General features: G+C 46.2%; 14 protein-coding genes. All 14 read right to left on the bottom strand.

The annotated features are described in order from the left end of the window. Positions 1–6: 6 nt before the first annotated feature. The 14 genes from ftsZ to mraZ all read right to left on the bottom strand — a co-directional run bounded on the left by ftsZ (position 7) and on the right by mraZ (position 17,394). Positions 7–1,155: a cell division protein FtsZ gene (gene ftsZ / locus ACWJJ5_RS06670; RefSeq protein ID WP_070081790.1), complete on the bottom strand. Its 1,149-nt coding sequence runs from the start codon at positions 1,153–1,155 to the stop codon at positions 7–9. Positions 1,156–1,190: 35 nt separating this feature from the next. Next, entirely contained in the window at positions 1,191–2,504 is a 1,314-nt protein-coding gene (gene ftsA / locus ACWJJ5_RS06675; protein ID WP_071391863.1) for a cell division protein FtsA, read from the bottom strand. Between the two features lie 548 nt (positions 2,505–3,052). Further along, the gene (locus ACWJJ5_RS06680; protein ID WP_024085278.1) at positions 3,053–3,841 is read right to left on the bottom strand and encodes a cell division protein FtsQ/DivIB; all 789 of its coding nucleotides are present in this window, start codon (positions 3,839–3,841) and stop codon (positions 3,053–3,055) included. Between the two features lie 129 nt (positions 3,842–3,970). Then, entirely contained in the window at positions 3,971–4,882 is a 912-nt protein-coding gene (murB, locus tag ACWJJ5_RS06685; protein WP_015388267.1) for a UDP-N-acetylmuramate dehydrogenase, read from the bottom strand. Between the two features lie 25 nt (positions 4,883–4,907). Further along, entirely contained in the window at positions 4,908–5,999 is a 1,092-nt protein-coding gene (gene murG / locus ACWJJ5_RS06690; protein WP_003154428.1) for an undecaprenyldiphospho-muramoylpentapeptide beta-N-acetylglucosaminyltransferase, read from the bottom strand. 116 nt (positions 6,000–6,115) lie between these two features. Beyond that, positions 6,116–7,216, bottom strand: a complete 1,101-nt coding sequence (gene spoVE, locus ACWJJ5_RS06695; RefSeq protein ID WP_003154430.1) for a stage V sporulation protein E — start codon at positions 7,214–7,216, stop codon at positions 6,116–6,118. Positions 7,217–7,274: 58 nt separating this feature from the next. Then, a complete protein-coding gene (murD, locus tag ACWJJ5_RS06700) occupies positions 7,275–8,630 on the bottom strand; it encodes a UDP-N-acetylmuramoyl-L-alanine--D-glutamate ligase (RefSeq protein WP_003154432.1) in 1,356 nt (451 codons plus the stop codon). After that, positions 8,631–9,605, bottom strand: a complete 975-nt coding sequence (mraY, locus tag ACWJJ5_RS06705; RefSeq protein ID WP_007409707.1) for a phospho-N-acetylmuramoyl-pentapeptide-transferase — start codon at positions 9,603–9,605, stop codon at positions 8,631–8,633. 107 nt (positions 9,606–9,712) lie between these two features. Then, positions 9,713–11,185 (bottom strand): UDP-N-acetylmuramoyl-L-alanyl-D-glutamate--2,6-diaminopimelate ligase, encoded by a 1,473-nt coding sequence (locus ACWJJ5_RS06710; protein WP_014417717.1) that lies wholly within the window; start codon positions 11,183–11,185, stop codon positions 9,713–9,715. A 195-nt stretch (positions 11,186–11,380) separates the two neighbouring features. Then, positions 11,381–13,300, bottom strand: coding sequence for a stage V sporulation protein D (locus tag ACWJJ5_RS06715; protein WP_003154438.1), 1,920 nt, complete (start codon positions 13,298–13,300; stop codon positions 11,381–11,383). 113 nt (positions 13,301–13,413) lie between these two features. After that, the gene (pbpB, locus tag ACWJJ5_RS06720) at positions 13,414–15,558 is read right to left on the bottom strand and encodes a penicillin-binding protein 2B (protein WP_015388269.1); all 2,145 of its coding nucleotides are present in this window, start codon (positions 15,556–15,558) and stop codon (positions 13,414–13,416) included. 6 nt (positions 15,559–15,564) lie between these two features. Next, complete coding sequence (gene ftsL / locus ACWJJ5_RS06725) at positions 15,565–15,918, bottom strand: cell division protein FtsL (RefSeq protein ID WP_454022295.1); 354 nt, start codon at positions 15,916–15,918, stop codon at positions 15,565–15,567. 39 nt (positions 15,919–15,957) lie between these two features. Beyond that, entirely contained in the window at positions 15,958–16,893 is a 936-nt protein-coding gene (rsmH, locus tag ACWJJ5_RS06730) for a 16S rRNA (cytosine(1402)-N(4))-methyltransferase RsmH (RefSeq protein WP_003154444.1), read from the bottom strand. Positions 16,894–16,962: 69 nt separating this feature from the next. Then, the gene (mraZ, locus tag ACWJJ5_RS06735; RefSeq protein ID WP_013352164.1) at positions 16,963–17,394 is read right to left on the bottom strand and encodes a division/cell wall cluster transcriptional repressor MraZ; all 432 of its coding nucleotides are present in this window, start codon (positions 17,392–17,394) and stop codon (positions 16,963–16,965) included. Positions 17,395–17,486 lie beyond the last annotated feature (92 nt).

Raw genomic sequence — 17,486 nt, forward strand, 5'->3', positions numbered from 1 at the left:
TTTACATCAGCCGCGTTTGTTGCGGTTTCTTAAAAATGTAGGAATGTCGAGAGCATCATCCGCCGGCTGTGATGTATGGCGGTTCACCGTGTTTTGATGCTGTGTTTCTTCTCGTTTCGGCTCACGTTTCGCAGCGTTTTGGCTTTGAGACTTCAATCCTTGGTTTAAATTCGGACGCTGCGGTTTTGAGTCATCTTTTTCCTGTTCGATAAAACCGGTCGCAATAACGGTGACGACGATTTCATCTTTCAGATTTTCATTGATAACTGAACCGAAAATCATATTGACATCAGGGTCAGATGCAGAAGCGACGATGTCGGCTGCTTCCTGCACTTCGTAGAGGCTCAGGTTTGTACCTCCCGTAATGTTCATCAAAACACCTTGCGCTCCGTCGATTGCCGCTTCCAGTAACGGACTGGAGATCGCCTTTTTGGCGGCTTCAGCAGCACGGCTTTCGCCCGTAGCGATCCCGATACCCATCAATGCTGAACCTTTGTTGGACATGATGGTTTTGACATCGGCAAAGTCCAAGTTGATTAAACCAGGCGTTGCGATGAGGTCAGAGATACCTTGCACCCCTTGGCGAAGCACGTTATCAGCTTCACGGAATGCTTCAAGCATCGGTGTGTTTTTATCGACAATTTCAAGAATGCGGTCATTCGGAATAACGATCAGTGTGTCAACGGCTTCTTTCATTGCCGTGATACCGCCTGCAGCCTGCAGCTGGCGTTTTCTTCCTTCAAATGTAAACGGTCTTGTTACGACACCGACAGTCAAAGCGCCTAAGTCCTTTGCGATTTGCGCGATCACCGGTGCGGCTCCCGTTCCGGTACCGCCTCCCATTCCGGCTGTAACGAACACCATGTCAGCGCCTTTTAGCGCTTCTTCGATTTGTTCCTTACTTTCTTCAGCGGCTTTTTTGCCGACTTCCGGATTCGCTCCCGCTCCGAGACCGCGGGTCAGCTTTTCCCCGATCTGCATTTTCACTTCCGCTTTTGACAGGTTAAGAGCTTGCGCGTCCGTGTTTACCGCAATGTACTCTACACCCTGCACTTCATTTTCAATCATTCGGTTGACCGCGTTATTACCGCCGCCTCCTACTCCGATTACTTTAATTGATGCTAAGCCGTCTATGTTTGTTTCGAAATCCAACATGCTAAATCCTCCTAATCTGCCGAATGACTATCAATCTATTCCCAAAACATGCTTAATAGTTTTTTCATTTTGCTCGGTTTGTTGTGTTCGGCTTGTGTTTTTTGTTTTGCTTTTGGACGCTGCTGCGCCTCAGGCCGCTGATGATGTTCTTCTTCGTGAGAGACCGCGATTTCCTGCACGGCTTCTTCCGGCATATGAAAGCCTATTTTTCTTCCCTGAATTCTGGCATTTCGGCAGGCAAATTGTATCAAGCCGACACCCGTCATATACTGAGGGTCTCTTACACCGATATAATTCGGGCTTGCGACCCTTACATTGTGCCTCAGCACTTCCTGTGCCAATGAAAGCACTCCGGGCATTGCGGCCTGTCCGCCGGTCAGCACAAAGCCGCCGGGCAGATCTGTAATTCCCATCTGCTCAATTTCGGCTGCGGCAATCTCAAGAATCTCTTCCACTCTTGCTTCAATAATATTGGCAATTTCCTGCTGTGTAAAAGATTGCTTTTGATTCGTTCCTATGACGGTGACTTCAAATACTTCATCTTCTGAAGCCTCATCGTAGAATGCATGTCCGAATTGTTTTTTTACTCTTTCAGCCTCTTCGGTGGAAGTGCGCAATCCGATCGATACATCTTTCGTGATGTTTTCGCCTCCGAGCGGAATGACGGCTGTCTCCTTCAGGTGCCCCTGTTCAAATACCGCCACCGTCGTCGAGCCGCCGCCGATATCAATCATGGCGACTCCGAGGTTTTTTTCGTCTTTTGACAAAGCCGCCGAACCGGCCGCAAGCGGCTGCAGGCAGATATCAGTAATTTCAACGCCCGCTCTCTCCACACAGCGAAGTAAATTATGTAAGATCGTTTTGGAGCCGGTAATCAGCGTGCCTTCTACTTCCAGGCGCACACCGAGCATTTTTTTCGGATCGGTAATTTCGTCTCTTCCGTCAACGATAAACTGTTTCGGAATGACGTCAACGATCAGCTGCTCGTGCGGAACCGACACGACCTGTGCCGCTTCCATTACCCTGCGGACGTCTTCAACGTGAATTTCTTTGTTTTCACTGGAAACAGCGACAACGCCGTTCGTATCTTGAATATGAATATAATTTCCATTAACGCCGACAATGGCTTTTTTCAGCGGAAAACCTACCATTCTTTCAGCTTGGTCAAACGCTTTTCTTATAGAATGAACGGTTTCATCTATATCAACGATTGAGCCTTTTTTCAACCCTTCAGACGGTACATTTCCCACTCCGATAATGTTAAGGGAATCATCTGTCATTTCTCCGACGATCACTTTTGTATTGGACGTACCGATGTCAAGACTGACGTAAAGTTCATTGTTGTTCATTCTATGGCACCTCCTCACATTTCGATCAAATTCTATTCTATTATTTGCGGAACAACAATACAATGGATGTGGCTTTACAAGTGTGTAACAAAAACAACAGCATCAACAAATTTCTATCTGATTTCTCACAATTTATGTTTAATGAAACTATTCGTTATATTCTATGTATATCCTCTTTTATATCGCATTTTTTTTATTTTTTTTAGAGACGGACCACCTTACCGTAAGATTTCCTGTCACGGTGCCATAATGTGTAAACCAGATGCAAATATACCCGCTTTCCATTAGTCTACACTAAGATGAACCTCCAGAAAAGCTATAGATATTGCCAGAAACATCCGAAAAAAGAAGAAACAGGAGGAAAATTCCAAATGCAATGCTCATTAAAGAAGACACGCCCATTGCATTGAGAATTTTCCGCTTGTCCGGCAGCCTATCCCAGGCAAAAACAAACATAGTCATAATTATTCCGCTATCGGTTATATCGGCTGCCCCGCTGATTATAATAGATTCTTTTGAATCACCTCTAAATTAGTTCTTTAGAACTATTAATCATTTTCTTTTTTCTTGCCGGATTTACCTTTGTTAAATTCTTCAAAATACGTAGCGACTTCTAAGTGGATAATCCCCTTTTTCCCGCCGTCCAGCTGGGAAACGATAGAAGGATAGGTCTTCATCCGGTCGGCAAATGTTTTAATAGAAGCGGTAACTACATACCCGTCGTTCATATACAGCTTGATCCGGTCCTGATCCATTTTTACCGGTGTATAATAGATTTCAGAAATCGACTGCTTTAGCGAACCGGAAAGCTTATCAAGCTGTTCCGCCATTTTGACCCGCTTTTTCGCGTTTGTCCAGTCAACCAAAATCGGGCCCGCGTCATCCGGCGTGACTTCGTTCGGCAGCACGGTGCCGTTCTCCAGCACTTCATAATACACATCATTCCGCTGCAGATACGCGATCGTCTTGTATTCTTCAATGTGAATGCTGACTTTATTAGGAAATACTTTTGAAAGATCCGCCTTTTTCACCAGTTTATTCTGCTCAATCTTTTCTTCTGTTTTTTTCTTGTTCAGACTCCAGAACTCGGTTTGTCCGTTATGTATATCAGAAAGCGCGTTGATCTCTTTTACAGACACGTTTTCGTTTCCGGAAACGGTGACAGAAGACACTTTGCTGATCGGCATCTGCAAGTACACGATGATCAGCACCATCATAAAAAAGAGCACAATGAATGAAATCAGCCGGCGGTTTGCTTTTTGTTTCCGCTGCTCTTTGATTTTCGGAATCCGCTCTTCAATATTTACGATTTTTTCTCTTTCATGATTTGGGTTCACTGCCTGTCCACCTCACTAAGAATGAAACAGCTTGACATTCGTCTGATTGAAAAACAAACGGCATGCTGTGATGCCGTTTGACATTTGTTAAAAGTATATCACATGAGCTCATGTAAATCAGAGAACCTTTTAACGATTCCCTCCGATGATTTCAACTTCTGTATGCATGTCAACATCATACTGCTCACGGATTGTCTTTTTCACATACTCAATCAGGTCGAGAACGTCCTTGGCAGTCGCTCCGCCGGCATTGACGATAAAATTTCCGTGCATTTCGGATACTTTCGCTCCGCCGATCTGATGTCCTTTTAATCCCGCTTTTTCAACGAGGTTTCCGGCATGATTCGGCAGCGGATTTCTGAATATGCTTCCGGCGCATGGGCTTGAATACGGCTGCGTATTTTTTCTGTAATCTTTGTTCTGCTGCATTTGCGCCGTAATGGCTTCCCGTTCCTTTTGCTCAAGCTGAAGAACTGCCTCGAGACAGACGCCGGGGCGTTTTTTCTGCAAAACAGACGTTCTGTAGCTGAAATCCATCTCTTCGTTTGTCAGCCATTCGATTGTGCCGTCTTCAAATAAGATACGGGCTTTCACAAGAATCTCACTCATATCAGATCCGTGCGCCCCGGCATTCATATAGACGGCCCCGCCGATTGATCCGGGGATGCCCGCTGCAAATTCGAGACCGGACATTCCTTTTTTACTCATGGAAGTCGCAAGCCGGACGACCGAATAGCCGCCTCCGACCGTCACCTGATCACCGTCAATCTCCAAATGATCCAGACCTGCGCCCAGTTTGATGACAACTCCTCTTATGCCTTCATCAAGCACGAGCAGATTTGAACCGCGGCCGATAACCGTCCATGGCAGATCATGTTTCTTCACAATATCCATAATATCTTTGACCGCTTCCACACGGTTGGGGATGATTAAAATGTCCGCCGGACCGCCGATTTTCATCGTTGTATGGTTCGCGAGCGGTTCTTGTTCCAGCACTTTGCCGACTTCGCGGTCTCTTAATTCCTGAATTACGTTCTCCATCATAAACCTCCGCATTCCATTTGCTCTATTTTTTTATGTCTTCCATGATACTGTACAGTCTGGCTGCCGCATCCGGAACACCGAGTGATTTTGTCCGCTCACTCATGTCTTTTAAGGTTTCTTCATTCATGACGATTTTGTCCAGCGCAGCGATCAGTTTTTCTCCGCTGAGCTCGGTTTCCTTCAGTACGATTGCAGCGTCATGCTGGCTGAGCGCCTTCGCATTGACTTCCTGGTGATTGGCTGTCACATACGGGCTCGGAATAAGCACGCTCGGAATGCCGAGAGCGGTGATCTCCGCAATCGTCGTCGCTCCGGCTCTTGCCACAATGACATCAATTGATTGTAAGTACTCCGGCATTTGGTGCAAAAACGGTTTTGTCACCATATTATCAGCGGCTTTTCCGCCTTTCAGCTCAGCCGTTACCTTCTCATAATGCACTTCCCCGGTAATATAAAGCACTTGGTAAGGTCTCGTTTTCAATTCTTCCTGCATATCTATAACGGCACGGTTAATGGGAGCCGCGCCTCTGCTTCCGCCGAAAATGAGCACCGTTTTTTGATTGTCTTTCAGCCCGAACTCAGTTAATGAGCGGCCTGTCTTAATTGAGACGACTTCAGAGGCTCTCGGGTTTCCCGTAAACACAACTTTTTCAGCAGGAAAATGCGATTTTGCCTCTTCAAAGCAAATTGCCACCTTATTAACATATTTCGAGAGAAACTTATTTGTGATGCCTGGAAGGCTGTTTTGCTCATGAATGATCGTCGGAATTCCCATTTTTGCCGCCGCGTATACAACCGGACCGCATACATAGCCGCCTGTACCGATAACGGCATCCGGTTTAAACTCTTTTAAATATGATTTGCTTTTCTTCACGCCTTTTAAGAAACGCATGACGGTTTTTACATTTTCAAAAGAAAGTTTTCGTTTGAAACCTGTAATTTCAATGGCGCGGAACGGGATATTTTCCCGTTCAACAATTTTTTTCTCAAGACCGTTCTCTGTTCCGATATACAAAAATTCCACATCCGGATGCCGGCGCTGAACTTCTTTAATAAAGGCCAGGGCCGGATAAATATGTCCTCCGGTTCCGCCTCCGCTTACTGCAATACGCATTCGTATGTCCCCCTTAATCACATAGCGATAACCCTGTTTTTTAGGACAGGGTTATTGATGTTGTCTGTTTTTTTATAGATAACGAATAGATCATGAGTGATGAGGCAAGATACAGATCAATACCTCGAGTACCGGCTGACATTTAAAAGCACGCCGACCGCTGCGAGCATCAGCGTCAGTGATGAGCCTCCGTAGCTTAAAAACGGCAGCGTAATTCCTGTCACCGGGATCAGCCCCGTCACAACGCCGATATTAATCATGACTTGAATAGCTATCATAGAAATAATACCGATGGCGACAAAGCTTCCGTATAAATCCGGCGCGCCGAGGGCAATCCTGACGCCCCGCCATAATAAAATACTGAACAGCAGCAATATGAGCGAACCGCCGATAAAGCCGAGTTCCTCAGATAAAATAGCAAAAATGAAATCGGTTTGCGGCTCCGGCAGGTAAAAAAACTTTTGCCGGCTTTGGCCGAGCCCCATCCCGAACAGTCCGCCCGGACCTACGGCATAGAGCGACTGAATGATCTGAAATCCGCTTCCAAGCGGGTCCTCCCACGGGTTTAAGTAAGAGGTAATCCGTTTAATCCGATAAGGAGCGGACAGAACAAGCGCCGCAAATCCGCTTAAACCGATGAGTCCGAGAAACGCGAAATGAGCGATTCGCGCACCGGATACAAAAATCATCACGATGCACGTGCCCACCATTACCGTCCCCGTTCCCAGGTCCGGCTGGCACATAATAATAATAAATGCAGAAAACACGATTCCGAGCGCGGGAACGAATCCGCGTCTGAATGACGTAATATTCTTCTGTTTTTCAGAAAGAAATTTAGCCAGAAACGCAATCATCGCGAGTTTCATAAACTCCGAAGGCTGAATGCTGAACGCTCCCACTCCGATCCAGCTTCTTGAACCGTTCCGCACCATTCCGACTCCCGGAATCAGCACAAGCACAAGCAGAAAAAAACAAATGATCAGAAGCAGCTTCGACCATGTGCGCCATGTCCAATAATCCACATTCATAATGAAAAACATGGCAATGACGCCGATCCCCGCAAACAGCAGCTGCCGTTTCGCGAAGAAAAACGAGTCGTCAAATTTATAATCCGCCCATACCGCACTTGCACTGTAGACCATAATTAATCCTATTGTTAAAAGCAATAACGTAATAATAACTAATAACAAATCAGGCGCTGTTTTTTTAGTAGTCAAAGCAATCGACACCCCAAGCATAAGTCATTTAGGGCTGCCGATGAACAGAGACAAGCCCTTACTTAAGCATATGCACGGCATCTATAAACATGTCACCGCGTTCTTCAAATGTTTTGAACTGATCCCAGCTTGCACACGCGGGTGACAAGAGGATGACGTCTCCTTCATTTGAGAGCGCAAACGCCGCAGATACTGCTTGTTCAACATTATCGACACGTTTGACATGTTGTATTCCCAGCTCATTGCCCAGTTTTTCTATCTTCGGCGCTGTCTGTCCGAACGTCAGGACCGCTTTGACATTGTCCATATACGGTTTCAGATCGTCAAAACCGTTGCCGCGGTCCAGTCCGCCTGCAAGCAGAATAACCGGTGCTTTGAACGCGGAGAGCGCTTTGCTTGTGGCCAAAATATTCGTCGCTTTGCTGTCATTATAAAATTTACGATTCCGGATCGCTGTTACATACTGCAGACGGTGTTTGACACCGGTAAAGCTTGTCAGCACCTTCTGAATCGCTTTATTAGACGCGCCCGCCGTTTTTGCCGCGGCTACAGCGGCCAATATATTTTCTAAATTGTGCGCGCCCGGCAGCACGATGTCATCAACAGGCAGAATCGCTTCATCACCGAACATCAGCATTCCGTCTTTAATAAATGCGCCGCTTGACAGTTCCTGGTGAACTGAAAACGGAACGGTGCCGGCTTTTCCGCTTTCGGCAAGCCGCACGACTGTTTCATCGCTTTGATTCACGATGGCCGTATCACTCTCAAGCTGATGAAGATACACGTTCTGCTTGGCTTTTTCATAGTTTTCACGACTGTGATGGTAATCCAAATGAGCGTCGAACACATTTAAAATCAGGCCGATTTCAGGTCTGAACGCATGGGTCCCCATAAGCTGGAACGAAGAAAGCTCTGTGACGATCCATTCATCACCGTCAGCATGATAAGCCACTTCACTGGCGACAGTGCCGATATTCCCTGCGATCAGCGCCTTTATCGAGTCAGCTTTCAGCATTTCATAAATCAGGGTCGTCGTTGTTGTTTTCCCGTTTGAACCTGTAATGCCGATGAATTTTGCATTGGTGATATAATACGCAAGCTCGATTTCCGTCCAGACCGGGATGCCTCTTCTTTGCGCTTCCTCCACCATGATATTTTCATACGGGATTCCGGGATTTTTGATCAGAATGGTAATGTGATGCTGATCAAAAAGTGACGTCGGATGCTCACCGCAGATGACCTCGATCCCTCTTTCTGAAAGCCTTTGGGCAGGTTCGTTCTCTTCAAAGGCTTTTTGATCATTTACGACGACGTTAATGCCTTTTTCATGAAGAATCGACGCAGCCGCATATCCGCTTTTCGCCAGTCCGAGGACCAGAAAGTTTTGTTTTCGCAAAAAAAGTTCGTTTTCCACTTATAACCACACCTCGATGTAAATTCCTAAAACGGCAAGCAGCAGTCCCGCAGTCCAGAATGTGACGACAACTCTCCATTCAGACCATCCGACCAATTCGTAATGGTGGTGAAGCGGACTCATCTTAAAGATTCGTTTTCCTGTCGTTTTAAAGCTGATGACTTGTAAGATAACAGATAAGGTCTCAATAACAAAAACTCCGCCGATAATGACGAGCAGAATTTCAAGCTTCGTCAGAATGGCAACGGTCACGATCGCTCCTCCGAGCGCAAGCGAACCGGTATCCCCCATAAATACTTTGGCGGGATGGGCGTTGAATACAAGAAAACCGAGAACGGCGCCGACAACGGCAACCGAGAAAATCGCAACGTCATATTGTGACTGGTTCCACGCAAGGATGGCGAAAGCGCCGAATGCGATAGCCGCGGTACCGGACAAGAGACCGTCCAGACCGTCTGTCAGGTTGACGGCATTTGAACCTCCGACAAGCATAAAGAGAACGAGGATAAAGTATCCCCAGCCGAGATCGATTGACAGATGTGTGCCGGGCACCCTGATGCCGGTTGAAAAATGGCAATAATGATATACTCCGTAAAATACAATGGCAATAATGATCTGGCCGATCAATTTCTGCTTCGACGTCAATCCGAGATTCCGTTTCATTACTACTTTAATATAGTCATCCAGAAAGCCGAGCAGGCCGTATCCGATCGTAACAAACAGCAGAAGAAACATTTCCGCGCTCAGATGCGAAAATTTCTGCGTCATGACAATCGCCGTAATGGCGATGGATACGATAATCATGACCCCGCCCATCGTCGGCGTCCCTGATTTTTTCATATGTGATTTCGGCCCCTCTTCCCTGATACTTTGGCCGAATTTTAAACGTCTTAAAAACGGGATAAGAATCGGAGATATCAGAACACTGATTAAAAATCCCATTATTATTGTAAATAAAATCACTTGCTCAAGCATTGCTCTTTTCTCCTCCCGTTTCGTTCAAACGACATACGTATTTATCATATTCACATTGTGTCCCCGTAATTCTTTTCATTTCCCTCATTCTAACACTCTTTCCTGTTTTACTTTTTATTCAGCTCAACAATAGCTCTTCCCGCTACTTCGGCGTCATCAAAGTCGAATGTTTCATTGCCGATCTGCTGATAGGTTTCATGCCCTTTCCCGGCAATCAGAACCACATCTCCCTTTTTCGCGTTGGCAATGGCAAAAAAGATAGCCTGCTCGCGGTTTGCGATACTGTGATAATAGGTGCCTTCTACCCCTCTTTCCATATCTCTTAATATGGCCAGCGGGTCTTCGCTTCTCGGGTTATCTGAAGTGAAAATCGGTTCGTCGGCAATCCTCACCGCAATTTCCGCCATTTTCGGGCGTTTCGTTTTATCCCGGTCTCCGCCGCAGCCGACGACGACGAAAAGCTTGCCCTCTGTCATGTCTTTGCATGTATTCAGGACGTTTTCCAGACTGTCAGGCGTGTGCGCGTAATCGACGATCACAGGAAACGGCTGATTATGATTCACCAGTTCAAACCGGCCTCTGACACCTTGCAGCTCTTCAAGAGCGCTTGTGATCGTATCAAACGGCAGACCCGCTGCGATCGCTGTCGCCGCTGCAGCCAGTACGTTATACACGTTGAAGCGGCCGACGAGTGAAACCGTGATCTGCTTTGTTCCTTTTGGCGTAACAAGTTCAAAACTTGTGCCTTGCGCAGAGATCTCGATTTGTTTCGCCATGACATCGGCATCGTTCTCGATTCCGTATGTAAGGATATGCGCCGCCGTCACTTTTTCAAAGTAAGCACTGGCTTTGTCATCTGCGTTTAAAACGGCCCGCTTCGGCTTTTCATGGTTAAAGGAGCCGCCCAGCTGGGAAAACAGGAGGCTTTTAGCCTGTCTGTAGTCTTCCATCGTCTTGTGATAGTCTAAATGGTCCTGCGTCAGGTTCGTGAATACGGCAATATCATAATCGCAGCCGTGAACCCTGCCGAGTGACAGAGCGTGAGAAGACACTTCCATAATAGCTGTGTCAACATGCTCATCATTCATTTTCTTGAACGTTTTTTGCAGTGTGACGCTTTCGGGCGTTGTATTTTTGACCGGGAATGTCTCATCCCCGATTTTAATGTACATCGTTCCGATTAAACCGGTCTGTCTTCCCGCTTTTTTGAAAATCTCATCAACCATGTGCGTCGTTGATGTTTTGCCGTTTGTGCCGGTGATGCCGATAAGCTGAAGCTGCTTTGTCGGCTGCCCGTAAAACGCGTCAGAAAGAACGCTGAGCGCCCGCTGTGACCGGCGGACGATAATGACAGGGACATCGACGTCAAGCTCTTTCTCGGCAACGATGGCCGCTGCGCCGTTTTCTGCGGCTTTTTGAGCGAAATCATGTCCGTCTACCGTATACCCTTTTATACACACAAAAAGACTCCCTTTTCTCACTTCCCTGGAGTCCATCTCAATTGAAGTTATGTCAGGGTCATGAAAGTCATTTTGAACAGGTTCGGCCATTAAATATGTAAGCAGCTTTGTAAGTTTCATTGTATCAAACCTCTCAGAAATTCTATTCATTCTTTTATCATGATAACCGTTTATAAAAGTCAGAATGGCTTTTAAACATACAGTTCATATTTTAGCGTAAATAAAAGGATACATCCAGTTAATCTTAAAAGTTATCTTCTTTTTTTCTCTTTATGATAAAAGGCAGCCGAAAACAATCGGCTGCCTCAAAAAGACTCATTCTTCACTCAAGTAAACACGGATCTTTGAGCCTTCTTTTACTTTCGTTCCGGCTGCAGGTGATTGTTTCACAATTTTGCTTCCTTTTCCTGAGGAGTCAATATTCAAATTGACAAGCAGCGACTCAAGATCAGAGACAGACATCCCTACAACATTCGGAACCTCTATTGTTTTTGTGTCGTTCCATTGATATTTTTTCTCGATTTGATTTTTTCGCGGTTTCACGCCGAGCTCCGGCAGACTGTCTCTCATCATATTTCCGACAATCGGCGCGGCGACGGTTCCCCCGAATTGAATCGTGCCTTTCGGATTATCAACCGCGACATACACGACAAGGCTCGGGTCATCAGCCGGCGCAAAACCGATAAAGGAGACGATATGGTTGTTTTCGAGATATTTGCCGTCTTTGACCTTTTGTGCGGTACCTGTTTTTCCGCCGACGCGATATCCTTCCACAAAGGCATTCCGCCCCGTTCCCTGAGCGACGACGCTTTCTAAAGCATATCTGATCTGCTTTGACGTTTCCTGGGAAATAACTTGTCTTTTCGCAATCGGCGATTGTTTCTTAACGGTTTTTTTCGTAACGGGATCAACCCACTCTTTGGCGATAAACGGAGTATAAAGCGTTCCGCCGTTTATTGCTGCGGAAACGGCTGCCACCTGCTGAATCGGCGTGACGGAAACCCCTTGTCCGAAAGCGGTTGTCGCCTGTTCGACCGGGCCGACTCTGTCAAGCGGGAATAAGATCCCCGTTCCTTCCCCTTGCAGATCAATGCCTGTTTTCTTTCCAAAGCCGAAGTCCTTAATATATTGAAACAGCTTTTGTTTTCCGAGCCGTTCCCCCAGCTGTACAAACCCAGGGTTGCAGGAATTTTGAACGACTTCAAGATAAGATTGCGAACCGTGGCCGCCCTTTTTCCAGCATCGGAGTCGGGCGCCGTCAACCTCGGCAAATCCTTTGTCATAAAAGTGGTCTCTTTGCAAGTTTACTTTTTGCTCTTGGAGAGCCGCCGCAAGCGTAATAATCTTAAAGGTCGAACCCGGTTCATATGTGCTCCATACCGGCAGGTTCCGGTTGTAAACGGACGGATCCACCGATTGATAGTCAGCCGGATCAAAATCAGGACGGCTTGACATACCGAGCACTTCCCCGTTTTTCGGATTCATTGCGACCGCAATCATTCCGTCCGGATTATATTTCGCCGCTGCATTGTCAAGCTCTCTTTCTATAATCGTCTGAACCTTGGCGTCAATCGTCAATTTCATATCAAGTCCGTCTTTCGGAGGGGTGTAATCATCCGCTTCATCAGGCATTTTCTTCCCCTTGGCATCCGTATAAAATTTCACGGATCCCTTTACACCTTTTAAGTCATCATCATAATAAGCCTCCAATCCGAGAAGGCCCTGGTTATCAATACCGGCAAAACCGAGAACATGGGACAAAAAGCTTCCGTACGGATAATGGCGGATGCTGTCTTCAGCCACATAAACCCCTTTTAAGTCGAGCGCTTTGATTTCTTTCGCTTTTTTATTGGAAATTTTCCGCCCCTCGGGTGAGATTTTTTCTATGGAGGTTTTCTTAGTAATGTGTTTGTAGACCTTCTCTTCCGACATATTTAAAACTGACGCGAGAAGCTTGCCCGTTTTTATGGGATTTTGAATCTGGCGCGGTACGACAAAGACGGTCGGCGCGCTTTTATTCGTAGCCAGCTTCACGCCGTTTCGGTCAAGGATCTCTCCCCGCTCAGGCTCAAACGGCAAATTCCGGCTCCAGGAATCCTTAGCCAGAGAAGTCAGCTTTTCCCCCATCACAAATTGGACATAGCCTAATCTGCTGTCAATGATCAAAAAAATGATTACGCCAAAAAGCAAAACCAGTAATAAACGTTTTCGAACCGTTACATTTGAAACGCGCAAGGGACCGTCCACTCCTTATTTAGGCTTGTTTCAATTTATGCCTCAGCTTGGACACATAGAACGGCCGCGCATAAAAAAGAAGCCCGCGGGCATCCGCGGACTTCTCTGTCCCGTTAATCAGGATTTTTAAATTTCACCTTAATCACGGTATTTTCTTTCAGTTCTTTGCCTTTTTTCACACTTTGGCTTGAAGCGTAACCTTCACCGCTCACATCGATGTGAATGCCTGATACTTTGCTGAATTGAAGCACTTCCCGTCTCGACCATCCGGACATATCCGGCATCGTCATCTTTCCGTCTGTTTTCAAGAAGATTTTCTGATTGGTGATCACATCTTCTCCGGCTGTCGGATACTGCTCTTTTACGGCAACATCGCTGCCGATGACAATCGGTGTGAGGTGTTCATTTTTCGCTTCCTTCTCAGCGCCCGTGACCGTTTTATCTGTCAGGTCAGGCATCTTTTGGCTTTTCGTTTCTTCCTGACCGGAATCTGTTTTTTCCGTCGGTTCGATATTCATGTAGTGGAGGCTGTTTTTCATCGTCGGGTTAAAGATTTCCGCGACAGGATCAGAGCTGCTTTGACCCGCTTTTAACTGCGGCTGCTGCACGGCTACATAGATGACGAGCTTAGGATCATTTTTCGGCGCCATGCCCATGAATGAAAACACATAGTTGCTCGTTCCCCTTAAATATCCGCCCGTCCCGGCGATTTGTGCGGTTCCCGTTTTACCCGCGACGTCAAAACCTTCAATTTTATAAGGTTTTCCCGTTCCGATGTCTGATGTCACGACTTCTCCGAGCAGGTTCCGGACTTTTTTCGCCGTATCGGCTGAAATCGGCGTGCCAACTTGCTCCGGTTTTGTCTGCTTGACGACTTTTTTCGTATCGGGGTCGACAATATGATCAATGACGTAAGGTTTCATCATTTTGCCGTTATTAGCAATCGCCGTGACGGCCTGAAGCTGCTGGATCGGTGTTATCGCCGATGCTTGGCCGTAAGCCGTAGACGCTTTGTCAAAATCATATTTGTAGTTAATTTTACTTGATACTTCACCGGGCAGATCAATCCCTGTTTTTTGATAGAGCCCGAATTTGTGCAGGTACTCATTAAACCGGTCAAACCCCAGTTTTTCGTTGGCCAGTTTGGCGAAAGCAACATTCGATGACCTCATGAGGCCGTCATGGAAGCTTGTCATACCCCATCCGGCGCCATCGTTCCAATCTTTAACAGGTTTGCCTCCCACTTTATATGTTCCTGATTTATATTTCTCGTTTGCGGAAAACACATTTTCCTGAATCGCCGCGGCAAGCGTAAAGATCTTCATCGTTGAACCCGGTTCATACGCGTACGACACTAAGTCGTTGTAATAATTGGTGACGTTTCTGATATTCGGGTCAAAACTCGGACGCTGCCCCATCGCAAGCACTTTGCCTGTTTTCGGTTCTACGACAGCCGCCATAATTTTTTTCGGTTTATATTTTTCCGCTACTTTCGTCATGCTGTCTTCTAGAAAGGTTTGAATTTTCTGATCAATGGTTAAATATACATTGTCACCGTTTTTAGGTGCGGTGATTTTTTCCTTGCTGTTCGGAAGTTTCCAGCCGGATTTATCACTTTCGTAAGTGACGGACCCGTCACGTTCCGTCAGATAGTTATTCAGTATTTTTTCAAGCCCTAAAGAGCCTTGTATCTCGTTTGTTTTTTCATTCACATCGGCATAGCCGAGAACATTTGACAAAAATATACCGTTCGGATAGTAGCGCTTCGTATCTCTTAAGAAAGAAATACCCGGAAGATCCATTTTTTCGATCTTTTGTTTTTTCGCATAAGAGATATCGCGGCCGGCTGAACCGAATTCCACCTGCTTCGCGCCATTCCTGTTTAAGATGTCCAGAATCTCGCTTTTATCAAGATTGATAACGGTCGCCAGTTTTTCCGCCGTTTTCTCTTTGTCTTTGACATGCTGAGGATGCTTCGGATCACTCGTCATTTTTTTATCAAGCACGGCAATGAGCTTATATGTCGCCGTGTCCTCTGCAAGCACTTTGCCGTTCCGGTCAAGAATAGAGCCGCGGCTCGCTTCTATCGTCCGCTTTTTTTCGTGCTGCTCGGTCGCTTTTGTTGCAAGTTCTACTCCGTTTGCTTTACCGGTTAATTGAATGTACGCCATTCTCCCGAGAATGACAAAGAAAAAGAGAGCGAAACAAATACTGAGTATCGCTGCTCCTCTGTTCATAAACTTATTTTTTTTCGGCATGGGTTATCATTCCTGTATGTTTTTCACTTTTTTATCTTTCAGATTCAAACCGTGCTTTTTAGCGATATCCATCAGGCGCTGCGGCTGGCTTAAGTCAGCAGCCGTCTTTGCGAGATCACCGATCTGCTTATTCTTCTCAGATACTTTCTCCTCCAGTTTTTGCACCTCAATATTGGATTGGTACGCCGCGTATGCCTTTGATACGATAAACATTGATGTGGAGAGAACGGCAATGGCAAACAGGACGAGCAGCACCTTTTCCCCGAGTGTAATGGAAGCCCTCTTTTTGACAATCACCTTTTTTTCGGGACTTATCACTGGCCGTTGTTGTTTTTCCTGCTGGTAAGCTAAGTTGCTCATAGGCTGATGACCTCCTTTAATGTTGTCATTTGCTGCCCGTTATTTTCGTTTCTCCGCAATGCGGAGCTTCGCTGACCGGGCGCGGTTATTTTCTTCAAGCTCCTCTTTTGATGCCGTAATGGGCTTTCTCGTAATCAGTTTTAATTCCGGTTCAAATTCTTCCGGTATCACGGGAAGACCCGGAGGCAGTTCGGGAAGTGATGATTTTTCCTTGAATGTCGTCTTGCACATTCTGTCTTCCAGCGAGTGAAAAGTGATCACAGACACCCTTCCGCCCGGCTTCAGCACCTCTATCGCTTGCAAGAGGGCCTCTTCAAATACCTGAAGCTCGTCGTTTACGGCGATTCGAATGGCTTGGAATACACGTTTAGCCGGATGACCTCCGCTTCTTCTTGCCGGAGCCGGTATCGCGTCCTTTATTAGATCGACCAGTTGGCCGGTTGTTTGAATAGGCGATTTTTCTCTTGCCTCTTCAATTTTCCGGGCGATCTGCTTGCTGAATTTTTCTTCTCCGTATTTAAAGAAAATCCTCACAAGGTCCTCATACCGCCATTCATTTACGACTTCTTTCGCCGTAAGGGCGGCCGACTGGTCCATCCTCATGTCCAGCGGTGCGTCATGATGATAACTGAATCCCCGTTCCGGTGTATCAAGCTGCGGAGAGGATACTCCTAAATCAAATAAAATTCCGTCGACACTCGTAATGCCGTGTTCATGTAAACACTCTTTTAAATAACGAAAGTTGCTTTTTACCAGAATGAGCTGTCCTTTGTATTCGGACAATGTTTTCTGTGCGTTTTCAAGCGCCGTGTCATCTTGGTCAAAGGCGATCAGGCGTCCTTTTTCCGATAATTGCTGCAATAAATATGTACTGTGCCCGGCGCCGCCAAGGGTGCAGTCCACATAGGTTCCGTCCGGTTTGATATTTAAACCGTCGACGGTTTCACGAAGAAGTACTGTCTTATGCTGAAACATTTGTGTCGGTCCCACCTTTATCAGGAATGAATTGAATTGTCAGTTGTTGTTGTGATGCACGAAGATCCATTATATATCAAATCCAATCATGTTTTCAGCAATTTCAGCGAATGAATCTTCTTGCTCTTCTGTGTATTGTTCCCATATTACCTTACTCCACAATTCAATTCGATTGGAAACCCCGATGACAACACATTCTTTTTCCAGTTTTGCGTAATTCAGAAGAGATGACGCAATATTAACCCTTCCCTGCTTGTCCAGTTCGCATTCGGTCGCACCGGAAAAAAAGAATCGGGTAAATGCGCGGGCGTCTTTTTTGGTGAGCGGCAGAGCCTTCAGCTTTTCTTCAATCAGCTTCCATTCATTCATCGGATAGCCGAAAAGGCATTGGTCAAGTCCTCTTGTCAGCACAAACTGCTCACCGAGGCCTTCTCTGAATTTTGCGGGTACGATCATGCGGCCCTTTGCATCAATTGTATGCTGGTATTCACCCATAAACATGATAAGGACCCCCACTTTCTCCCCTAAACTCACCACTATCCGCCACTTCTCTCCACAACCTCATTTTACACTGTTTACACATAAAAAAAAAC

The sequence above is a fragment of the Bacillus sp. JK74 genome, from assembly GCF_053663395.1.